The sequence below is a fragment of the Acinetobacter sichuanensis genome (assembly GCF_003024515.2).
Classification (GTDB): Bacteria; Pseudomonadota; Gammaproteobacteria; order Pseudomonadales; family Moraxellaceae; genus Acinetobacter; species Acinetobacter sichuanensis.
The window spans coordinates 1-11,141 of sequence record NZ_PYIX02000063.1 but is presented as its reverse complement, the minus strand read 5'-3'; the positions used below and the strand labels follow the sequence as shown (position 1 = coordinate 11,141).

Here is an 11,141-nt window from a genome sequence, read left to right as displayed (position 1 = left end):
GGAACGGCTGGCTAACGCCACTATACAAGGCATCACACCTATACACTTTTTTAGATTGAATGCTTTACTGCGGATCTGAAGGCTGTACGCGTATAGTTTTAATCTTTGGCGTAGTAACTTAGGTTTCATTCAAATGAAGATCACTGAGGATCTGAAGAGAACCTATGGCCCAGGTTAAGCATGTGTACCAGGCAAAAGGAACGGCTGGCTAACGCCACTATACAAGGCATCACACCTATACACTTTTTAAATGGGCTAACTTTACTTTGGATTTGAGGCATGTATAGGGTTGTTATACTGTTATAATTTCTCATCTTTTTATATTTCACCCCTAATCTCTTATGAAACTCATTGATAACCTCAACAATACTTTAGGTTCAGATATAGGGGAAAATCTCAGTAGCAAATCCAGATTAAAGATTGCCGCTTCATACTTTTCAATCTATGCCTATGCTGCTTTAAAAAAAGAATTAGAAAAGATCGAAGAGCTGCAATTTGTTTTTACATCTCCAACCTTTGTCGCTGATAACGTCACAGATAAGCTAAAAAAGGAAAAACGTGAGTTTGTTATTCCTAAACAAGACCGTGAAAGCAGCCTGTATGGAACAGAATTTGAAATTCACTTAAAAAATCAGTTATCACAAAAAGCAATTGCTAAAGAATGTGCAGATTGGATACGACGAAAAGCCATATTCAAGTCAAATAATAGCAATGCACCTATGCAGGAATTCATAAGTATTCAAAAACCAGAGCAATCTTTAACCTATATGCCTATTCAAGGGTTTACCCCTATGGGATTAGGTTTTGAAAGAGGCAATGCGATTTCCAATATGGTGAACTGCTTTGATGAGCAACCAATGGTGCAAACCTATATTCAGCTATTCAATCAAATTTGGAATGACACCTCAAAAGTTGAAGATGTCACCAGTGAAATTATTCGACACATTGAGTCTGTCTATCAGGAAAATCCACCTGAACGTATTTATTTCTTAATGCTTTACAATATCTTCAAAGACTTCTTGGAAGATATCAATGCAGATGTCATGCCGAATGATCTCACAGGTTATCAAGATACCTTAGTATGGAATAAGCTGTTCAATTTCCAAAAAGATGCAGCAGTAGGCATCATCAATAAACTAGAAACCTATAATGGCTGTATCTTGGCGGATAGTGTGGGGTTAGGTAAGACCTTCACTGCATTGGCCGTAATCAAATACTATGAATTACGCAATAAGAGCGTTCTGGTTTTATGTCCTAAGAAATTGGGAGCAAACTGGACGAATTATAACGCCAACCTAGTCACGAACATTTTTGCTAAAGACCGTTTTAGCTACGATGTGCTGTATCACACGGACCTCTCTCGTAAAGGTGGTGAAACCCTAGGTATAGATTTAGCGAAAATCAATTGGGGCAACTACGATTTGGTTGTGATTGATGAATCGCATAACTTCCGCAACCGTGGCACGTTCAAGGATCGTGAAACACGTTATGACCGCTTAATGAATCAAGTGATTCGTCAAGGCGTGAAAACCAAAGTACTGATGTTGTCTGCTACACCAGTAAATAATCACTTTACTGACCTCAAGAATCAGCTCGCCCTTGCTTATGAAGGCAATGCAGCTTTATTGGAAAATAAGCTCGATACTGAACGTGATATCGAAACCATATTCCGTAGAGCACAGGCCAGCTTTAATGCCTGGGCAAAACTAGATCCTGCCCAACGGACAACTCAAGCAATTCTTAACCTTCTAGATTTCGATTTCTTTAAGCTGTTAGATAGCGTGACGATTGCTCGTTCAAGAAAGCACATTCAAACTTTCTATGACACCAAAGATATTGGACAGTTCCCTCAACGACTCAAGCCAATTTCATTCCGTTGTGCATTATCAACCGATCAGGATAGTGTTTCTCTGAATCAAATTTATGCAGATCTTTCTTTAATCAAGATGTCAGTTTATGCACCAGTCAGTTATATCTTTCCAAGTGCCTTAAGAAAATATGAAGAGATTTTTGATACTCGTGTAGAAGGCAAAGGTAAGTTAAGACAGGTAGACCGTGAAAAAAGCTTACAGGCGTTGATGACCGTTAACTTACTGAAACGCTTAGAAAGTTCTGTTCACGCTTTTAGGCTGACGCTGAATGTGTTAAAGAAAAATATTGAGAATGTACTTGCTAAAATTGCCGACTTTGAAGCACGTCAAGCGGATGATGAAGTTAGTATTTCACCAGACTTTGGCTACGATGAAGATGAAAATGGCGAGTTACTCAATACTGAAGATCTCATCGGTAATAAGCTCAAAATTCATTTGGCCGATATGGATCTATTGAGCTGGAAAACGGATCTAGACGGTGACTACCACATTATTCTCGGTTTACTGCGAATGATTCAGCCAATTAACGCTGAAAAGGATGCCAAACTACAGCATCTTAAAGCGCATGTTGTTGAGAAAATTCAGAACCCAATTAATGCCAGTAACCGTAAAGTCATCATATTTACTGCATTTGCGGATACAGCGAATTATATCTATGAGCATATCGCACCGATTTTGCTGCAAAGCTATGGTCTGCACAGTGCCAAAGTGATCGGCAGTGATAATACTTCAACGATCAAGACCAGAGTGGGAAGCCGTCAAAGTTATGATATGCAGGGCTTGCTCACTCTATTCTCTCCACAATCAAAGCAAAAACCAGACATATTCCCTGAAGAGTCCAGAGAAATTGATGTGCTCATTGCGACGGACTGTATTTCTGAAGGTCAAAACTTACAGGACTGTGATTATCTAATTAATTTCGATATTCACTGGAATCCTGTACGCATCATTCAACGCTTTGGTCGTGTGGATCGTATTGGCTCATCAAACAGCGTCATTCAGCTCGTTAATTACTGGCCTGATATTAGTCTGGATGAATATATTAACTTGCGTGAACGGGTCGAGAATCGCATGGTGATCGTCGACATGACCAGTACTGGAGATGATAACGTCCTCAGTGCCCAAGCTAATGATATTGCCTATCGTCGTGAACAATTACAGAAGCTACAAACTGAAGTTTTAGACTTGGAAGATGCCAACACAGGTGTTTCGATTACTGATTTAGGTTTGAATGACTTCCGTATGGATTTGCTTGGTTATATGGAAGAACATCCTGAATTGGAGCGATTACCGAATGGACTACATACTGTTGTACCTGCACAGCCAGAACTCGGTTTAAATGCAGGAGTAATTTTCACCCTAAGAGCACGTCATCCTGAGTCGCCTAACAGCCAAAGCAACCGCCTATATCCATATTACTTAGTTTATATTAATCAAGGCGGTGAAGTCGTTTATGACTACACCCAAGCCAAATATTTATTGGATGTAGCGCGTAAAGCATGTCGAGGAAAAGATCATCCGATTCCTGAAGCATATGAAAAGTTTAATGAGAAAACCAATGATGGACGAGATATGAGCCAGTATTCAGAATTGTTGGATATTGTGATTCATACCATTCAGGACGTAAAAGCGGAAAAGGATATTGATAGCTTGTTTTCAGGCTTGACTACATCAGCGTTGGTAGATGTGGTTTCTGGATTAAACGACTTTGAGCTGATTAGCTTTATTGTGATTGAAGAACCTTAAGCATGAAGTTATACAAGTTTCCGCAGCAGGCTAAAGTGGATCGGTTAATTCCGAAAAATAAGTTTTATGAGCAAGGAAAAGCCAATACCAAGATCGAACAGCTATTTGTTAATCAAGTAGAAAATATACGGTGGGCGTACAAGTTGGCTTCATCTACAATTCACCTCCAAGATCAGGAAGATTTGAAGGAAATTCAAATCTTTCGAGTAAAAAGTCGGGTTAAAGATTTAGATGTGTCAATTCTATCTTTCATTGATAAACTCATTCTCACTCCAATTATTTTTGAAGTTGTTTATCAAGATAAAGTGAAAGTTGTTGCAAGCTATAAGCGTTTGAATCAAGCAAATAAAACTAAAGCGGTGATAGGTCAATATTATGCTTCGGAGTGGCTAGAAGATCATGATCGTATTGAATTGCCGCTTTACTTAAAACTGGCTGATCTATATGAACATTTCATCGCACAGATATTGCCGATTGCATTAAGCGAAGATTCAGGAGACGATGATGAATCCGTTTCTATTGAACTTAAATTGCAAAGAGCTCAACAACTTGAAAGCTTGCAAAAGCAGCTTGATAAGCTGAAATCCAAGTTGAGAACTGAAAAACAGTTTAATCGTAAAGTTGAGCTAAATAATCAAATTAGATTGCTTGGTGCTCAGTTAGATAAGCTGCGTAATAATAATATGTTATAATAAAAAAAGGCATTTGGTAGGAGATTTATCATGAATGTGCAAGAAATGATTAAGCGTAGCCGTGAAAATGCAAAAAAACGCACTCCAGAACAGCGCCGAGCTTTTCTGCAACGTGCGAATATTCTAGATGCTAATGGTTGCTACAAAGCAGAGTTTTTTTCTGAGGAAACAGTAGCAGCGAGTAAAGCTCGAAATGCTCAAACGGTTGTAAATGGATATGTACACAAATAAGACTTCTTTTGTCTTTGGATTCCATGGATTAGATGAGGAAATTGGTCGTAAAATTGTATCAGGTATTGAGGAAATTAGACCAAGCAAAAACAACTATGATTGGCTTGGTCATGGTGTCTATTTTTGGGAAAATAACCCTGCAAGAGCTCAAAAATGGGCAGAAAGTCAAAGCCAGAGAGCAAATACTAGTGTAAAAGCGCCTTTTGTAATTGGAGCTGCTATAGATTTAGGCAATTGTTTCGATCTATTGCAACAGGATTGTTTGGACTTTTTAGCGGCTCAGTATGAAGATATGATTGCCGATCTTGAATTAGAAAATGAGCCGCTACCAGAAAATAAACCCTGGACTGAACAAGATATAGATTTTAAGAAACGGGAATTAGATTGTGCTGTTATTCGATACGCTCTTGAAACTGCAAAAGAGATGGGAATACAGTATGATTCTGTACGAGCTGCATTTTGGGAAGGGAAAGAACTTTATTCCAATGCAGGTTTTAAGCAATATAATCATATTCAAATAGCTATTATTAATCCAGATTGTATTAAAGGCATTTTTATCCCTAGAAAAATGCAAGATCCAAATACATAAATATTTTCACTCCCTTTATTTTTTTTATATCCTTCAAATATTTGGAATAGTAAGTTATGTCCATTTCTGACCACCTAAAGATGCACAGCCCTAACCTAGTCGATAGCAACATCGAAAAGATTGCAGCACTATTCCCAAACTGTATTACCGAAACCAAAGATGAAAATGGTGAACTGAAAAAAGCTGTTGATTTTGACTTGCTTAAACAAGAACTTTCACAAATTTTGGTTGAAGGTGAGCAAGAACGCTATCGTCTTGATTGGGTGGGTAAAAAAGAAGCTATTTTAACGGCTAATGCCCCGATTGCTAAAACTTTGCGTCCATGTCGTGATGAAAGCGTCAATTTTGATAAGACAGAAAACTTGTTTATCGAAGGTGATAACCTCGAAGCATTGAAACTTCTGCAAGAAAATTACTTGGGCAAGGTCAAAATGATCTACATTGATCCACCGTACAACACGGGTAATGACTTTATTTATGAAGATAATTTTGCTGAAAGTACCAATGTATTTTTTGAACGTTCCAATCAAGTCGATGAAGAAGGAAATCGCTTAATTGCGAATACTGAAAGCAATGGGCGTTTTCATTCTGATTGGTTAAGTATGATATATAGCCGTTTAAAATTAGCTAGAAATTTACTTTCGGATATTGGTGCAATATTTATAAGTATTGGGCCAGATGAACTATCTAATTTAGTTAAAATCAGCGATGAGATTTTTGGACGCCAAAATAGAATTTCGATATGTGTTAGGCAAGCTAAAACAGGAGGTAATACAGGAACCTTCTTTAGTCCCAATGTGGAATATTTATTAATATATTCTAAAGATTTAACATTGATGAAAAATGGTTTCTCTGTGCCTTTAAGCACAGAATTAAAAGAAAAAATCTACAATCAAATTGAAACTGCTGAAGGTGAAAGAAAAGGGCAATATTACAGAGCTATGGGGCTGTATCAAGCATCATTGAAAGATTTACGTCCTAATCAAAAATATTTTATTGATTGTCCAGATGGGACAAAAGTTCTTCCACCTTGTGAAATACAAGATGAAATAATGCGAACAGGAGATGGTCGTTGGAGATGGACTAAACCAAAATTTCAAGAAGAGCTTTTGAAAGATAATGTGCTGTTTAAAGAAACTAAAAATAGCCCTCTCGTGGATCAATTCGGTAACCAAAGCAAATGGAATATTTATACAAAAATTTGGCTAAATGATAGAGAGGAAAGTGGACAAGTACCGAGTGATTTAATTTTAGGATTCGAAAATAGACATTCATCTAAAGAAATTCAGGCATTAGATTTACATTTTAATTTCGCTAAACCAACTGAATATATAAAATATTTAGTTGAATTAATGAAGTTAGAAAAAGGGGACATAATTTTAGATTTTTTTGCCGGTTCATCAACAACGGCTCATGCTATTTTGAAGCTAAATGCTGAAGATCATGGAAACCGAAAGTTCATTATGGTGCAGTTACCTGAGCAAACAGATGAAAAATCCGAAGCTTATAAATCAGGTTATAAAACCATTGCTGAAATTTCAAAAGATCGTATCCGACGCGCAGGTAAAAAAATTTTGGGAGAAAATGCAGATAAAGAAGGTATCGAAAATTTAGATATTGGTTTCCGAGTTCTAAAAATCGACTCAACCAATATGAAGGATGTCTATTACACTCCTGATGCTTTAAAACAAGCTGATATTTTAGATTTAGCTGACCATATTAAAGCAGATCGTAGTTCTGAAGACTTATTGTTCCAAGTCATGCTTGATTGGGGACTTGAACTTTCTTTGCCAATTGAACGTAAAACTGTTGCAGGAAAAGAAGTGTTTTACGTTGCAGGCAATAGCCTTGTCGCATGTTTTGATGATTTGACTTTCGATGTTGTTGATGAAGTTGCCAAAGATCATCCTTTACGCTTCGTATCAGCAGAAAAAGCCATTCATCTGGACCATGATAAAACCAATATCAAAGAACGCTTTAAACAGCTCTCTCCTGATACCGAAGTCAAGTTTCTTTAAGAGGGTTTAAATAATGGAAATCCGTTTTAAAACCCTTGGTTATCAAAAAGACTCTGTACAAGCGATTGTGGATTGCTTTAAAGGACAACCACGTTCTGAAGGTCATCGTTATATGATTGACCAAGGTGCAGCTAAAGCTAAAAAAGCAACGGCACAGGTTGATATGCTTGAAGAAACCTTAGATTTACAAGGTGGTAAGGCTAAAAAAGTTGTTGCAGATGTTGGTTTTGAGAATGCACATATTTATGATCTGCAAGCTGTACTGAAAAACATTCAGGACGTACAAGCGGCAAGTGGATTACAAAGATCATCTCAACTCATCACGGATGATAATGGCAAAGGCAAGAACCTGACCAAAAGTCCATTAAACCTTGATATTGAAATGGAAACAGGTACAGGTAAAACCTACTGTTATATTCGTACCATGTTTGAACTGCATAAGCAGTATGGTTGGTCGAAATTTATTGTGGTCGTACCAAGCATTGCCATTCGTGAGGGCGTTTACAAAAGTCTGAATATGATGGCTGATCACTTTCAAGAGCAATACGGCAAAAAGGCCCGTTTCTTTATCTATGATTCCAAAGCATTACACCATTTGGAAAGCTTTAGCTCGAATGGTGGGATCAACGTCATGGTGATTAACGTTCAAGCCTTTAATGCGACAGGTAAAGATAACCGTCGTATTTATGATGAACTAGATGAATTCCAATCGCGTCGTCCAATTGATGTGATTAGTCGTAACCGTCCAATTTTGATTTTAGATGAACCGCAAAAGATGGGCGCGGATAAAACCCTAGAGTCTTTATCTAACTTCAACCCATTGTTTATTCTGCGATATTCCGCGACACATAAGCGAAATTATAACCTTGTGTATAGGTTGGATGCTTTGGATGCCTATAACCAAAAACTTGTGAAAAAAATCACTGTAAAAGGTGTGGAAGTACAAGGCTTAACAGGTACACATGGTTATTTATACTTACAAGACATCATTGTATCTAAATCTGCACCTGTCGCTCGCTTGGAAATTGAGATAGAAACCAAGAATGGTTTTAAACGTGAAGTCAGAAAGGTTAGTAAAGGCGATAACCTTTACGATATTTCCAATAAAGCTGAACAATACAATGACCGTTATGTCGTCTCAGACATTGATGCACGTGATAACTCTATGACTTTCTTGAATGGCACAAAAATTCATGTGGGTGAAGCATTGGGGCATGTTGATGAAAAGATCATGCGAACCATTCAGATCCGTGAAACTATTCGTGCACATATTCAAAAAGAACGTCAGTTATACAATCAGGGTATTAAAGTCCTGAGTCTTTTCTTCATTGATGAAGTGGCAAAATATCGTCAATATGATGAGGATAATAATTCTGTAGATGGCGAATATGTTCAAATTTTCAAAGAACAGTATCAACAGGTACTCAATGAAGTTCTGGATCTAAACTTAGAAAATGACCCATATTTTGACTATCTGAAAGCAATTGAGGTAGACCGTACTCACCACGGTTATTTCTCAATTGATAAGAAATCAAAACGTCTTACCAATCCAGCAATTGATAAGAAAGCTGAAGAAGCTCAGGTTTCGAATGATATAGATGCTTATGATCTAATTCTTAAAGACAAAGAATCACTTTTAGCTTTTCCAGACCCACTTGATTCTGAACTGGATAAACAAAAAAAGAATGTTCGTTTTATCTTCTCTCACTCAGCCTTACGGGAAGGTTGGGATAACCCGAACGTGTTTGTGATCTGTACTTTAAAGCATTCAGATAACGTGATTTCCCGTCGCCAAGAAGTTGGCCGTGGTATGCGCCTTGCAGTGAATAAATTTGGCGAACGTATGGATGCCAACCATTTCCAAGGGGCATTAGGAGAAATTCACAAACTGAATAATCTCACAGTTGTGACCAATGAAAGTTACAAAGAGTTTGTGTCGAATCTACAATCAGAAATTCTGAATACGATTCAGAATCGCCCGACACAAGCGACCCCTGATTACTTTAAAGGGAAAATCTTTAAGTTATCAGATGGTTCTAGTGTTGAAGTCACTGAATTGATGGCAAAGCAAATCAATAAGCATCTGTCTAAGCACGATTATATTGATGACAATGATCAGTTAACGCCAAAATATCACGAAGCGAAAGAGCAAGGTACGCTGGCTGAATTGCCTGAAAACTTGGTTTCATATACTGAGCAAATTCACAAGCTGATTGATGGACTGTTTGATCCTAAAGCTTTGGAGGGTATGGCTGATAATGGCAATAAGAAGCTAACCAATACGATCAACCAAGCCAATTTAGAACGTAAAGAGTTTCAGGCTTTATGGTCTCGTATTAACCGTAAAGCCGTTTATCAAATTCATTTAGATTCTGAAAAACTCATTGAGCAAAGCATTAGTGCTGTTGAACGTACGGCTAAAGAGCGTAACAACAAATTTGTGGAAACGCTGAGTTATAAACTTGCTGAAGCAACGCAGAATGATGAATCCACCTATGAGCAAGTCAAAGCCAAAGAAATGTTTGGGAAGGTGACTTCAAAAACTGAGGTTGCGAATATTTCTATTCAGTCTCAAGTGACCTATGACCTAATTGGCAATATTGCCGATGATACCAATCTCACTCGTAAAACGGTTGCCCGTATCTTACAGGGAATTAACGCTGCGGTATTTGCACAGTTTAAGTTGAATCCAGAAGCTTTCATTCGTGAAATGAGTCGTATCATTAACGAGCAGCAGGCTAAAATGGTCATTCAAGGACTGAAATATAATCCTTTAGATAGTACTTATCCTGACAATGAAATCTTTGTGAGTAATGAGAATATTCCATTACAGTCGTATAAGGCAGAGCGCCATATCTGGGATTACGTAGTCACCGACTCTGATAATGAGCGTAAATTTGTTGAGGAGCTGGATGGTGCAGATGAGGTGGTCGTCTACGCTAAACTTCCTGATCGTTTCCAGATCCCTACGCCTTTTGGTAGCTATAACCCTGACTGGGCAATTGCTTTCAATAAGGATAAAGTACGCCAAATCTATTTCGTTGCAGAAACTAAAGGCTCAATGCTAGACAGTGACCTAAGGGAAAAAGAGAAACGTAAAATTGACAGTGCTAAAAAGTTCTTCGCTACTTTAAATCAAGAAAATCAATCATTGGAGGATGTAGTTCATTATTCGGTGATTGATAGTTTTGGTACTCTGATGGAATTAGTTAAATAAATATTAACTGTAAACAGATGGTGAAACTTATATGAGTTTCACCATCTTATGAAGACCTGTACCAAGCATAACAAAAGGCTGCCCCCACTATACAAGACATCATACCAATACACCTTTCCTGAAATACCCTTTAATAGTATCAATGGATAGATTTAGTTCTAATGCAATTTCCTTATATTTTAAACCTTGGGCTTTTAATTCAATCGCTTTAGATTTATTGGTCTGAAGACTTTCACGATAGATGGCCCGTTCAGCTATCCCTTTTTCTCGTCTTGATTCCAAGGTTCTTTCCAACTTCCTTTCTCTTGCCAATTCATTTGGAATAATAGCCCTTAAGCGTGGTAAGACTTCTTCAGGAATAAGATCCTCTAACTCACGATAAATCGTTTCTCGTCTGTAGCGATAACGATGTTCTTTACCTTCAATTTGGGTCTTTTTGGCTCGGTTGATTACACTTGAACAATAAGAAAGAGCTTCTTGATGTGACAAGCTTGGAGTAAATTTTCTTGCACACTCAGCGACTTCATTTTCTAGTGCATCTGAAATAGTAAACCAACTTAAAGCGTTTGCTAGATGGTACAACAATAGGTCACGCATACCAGCTGGTAGACCTGGGCCTTTTTTATTTAAAGCCACTTGGCACTCAATGATGATTAAAAGATCCTGATAAACAAGATACCAACGAGCATAAATACTGCCAGCTGTATTTGCTTTTCTGACAGGTTTTAATCCTTTATTAGCTCGAAGAACATTAATATCTCGGATCTTATCTTTATA

Annotated in this window: 7 protein-coding genes; 6 read left to right on the top strand and 1 reads right to left on the bottom strand. The window is 37.7% G+C overall.

The genetic code is table 11. The features are described from left to right. Positions 1–341: 341 nt before the first annotated feature. Genes C9E89_RS20495 through C9E89_RS20470 form a run of 6 tightly spaced genes read left to right on the top strand, consistent with a single transcriptional unit; the run spans position 342 to position 10,364 of the window. Positions 342–3,617 carry a helicase-related protein gene (locus C9E89_RS20495; RefSeq protein WP_107010034.1) on the top strand — a complete coding sequence of 1,092 codons (3,276 nt, stop codon included), beginning with the start codon at positions 342–344 and terminating at the stop codon, positions 3,615–3,617. A 2-nt stretch (positions 3,618–3,619) separates the two neighbouring features. Further along, complete coding sequence (locus tag C9E89_RS20490; RefSeq protein ID WP_107010033.1) at positions 3,620–4,309, top strand: DUF4391 domain-containing protein; 690 nt, start codon at positions 3,620–3,622, stop codon at positions 4,307–4,309. Positions 4,310–4,339: 30 nt separating this feature from the next. Next, positions 4,340–4,540, top strand: coding sequence for a hypothetical protein (locus tag C9E89_RS20485; protein WP_107010032.1), 201 nt, complete (start codon positions 4,340–4,342; stop codon positions 4,538–4,540). Next, positions 4,521–5,129 (top strand): hypothetical protein, encoded by a 609-nt coding sequence (locus C9E89_RS20480; protein WP_228199087.1) that lies wholly within the window; start codon positions 4,521–4,523, stop codon positions 5,127–5,129. Before C9E89_RS20485 ends, C9E89_RS20480 begins: the two co-directional genes overlap by 20 nt. A 56-nt stretch (positions 5,130–5,185) precedes the next feature. After that, on the top strand, positions 5,186–7,147 hold the full coding sequence (locus C9E89_RS20475; protein WP_107010030.1) for a site-specific DNA-methyltransferase: 1,962 nt from the start codon (positions 5,186–5,188) through the stop codon (positions 7,145–7,147). 13 nt (positions 7,148–7,160) lie between these two features. Next, positions 7,161–10,364, top strand: coding sequence for a type III restriction-modification system endonuclease (locus C9E89_RS20470; RefSeq protein ID WP_107010029.1), 3,204 nt, complete (start codon positions 7,161–7,163; stop codon positions 10,362–10,364). Positions 10,365–10,463: 99 nt separating this feature from the next. Here the strand turns inward: C9E89_RS20470 and C9E89_RS23390 are convergent. Further along, the coding region (locus C9E89_RS23390; RefSeq protein ID WP_213069655.1) for a hypothetical protein at positions 10,464–11,141 on the bottom strand (678 nt) is incomplete at its 5' end.

What these genes read in the sequence shown, in the direction of transcription:
- C9E89_RS20495 (WP_107010034.1), top strand. Translation starts at nt 342, where the DNA reads ATGAAACTCATTGATAACCTCAACAATACTTTAGGTTCAGATATAGGG.
- C9E89_RS20490 (WP_107010033.1), top strand. Translation starts at nt 3,620, where the DNA reads ATGAAGTTATACAAGTTTCCGCAGCAGGCTAAAGTGGATCGGTTAATT.
- C9E89_RS20485 (WP_107010032.1), top strand. Translation starts at nt 4,340, where the DNA reads ATGAATGTGCAAGAAATGATTAAGCGTAGCCGTGAAAATGCAAAAAAA.
- C9E89_RS20480 (WP_228199087.1), top strand. Translation starts at nt 4,521, where the DNA reads ATGGATATGTACACAAATAAGACTTCTTTTGTCTTTGGATTCCATGGA.
- C9E89_RS20475 (WP_107010030.1), top strand. Translation starts at nt 5,186, where the DNA reads ATGTCCATTTCTGACCACCTAAAGATGCACAGCCCTAACCTAGTCGAT.
- C9E89_RS20470 (WP_107010029.1), top strand. Translation starts at nt 7,161, where the DNA reads ATGGAAATCCGTTTTAAAACCCTTGGTTATCAAAAAGACTCTGTACAA.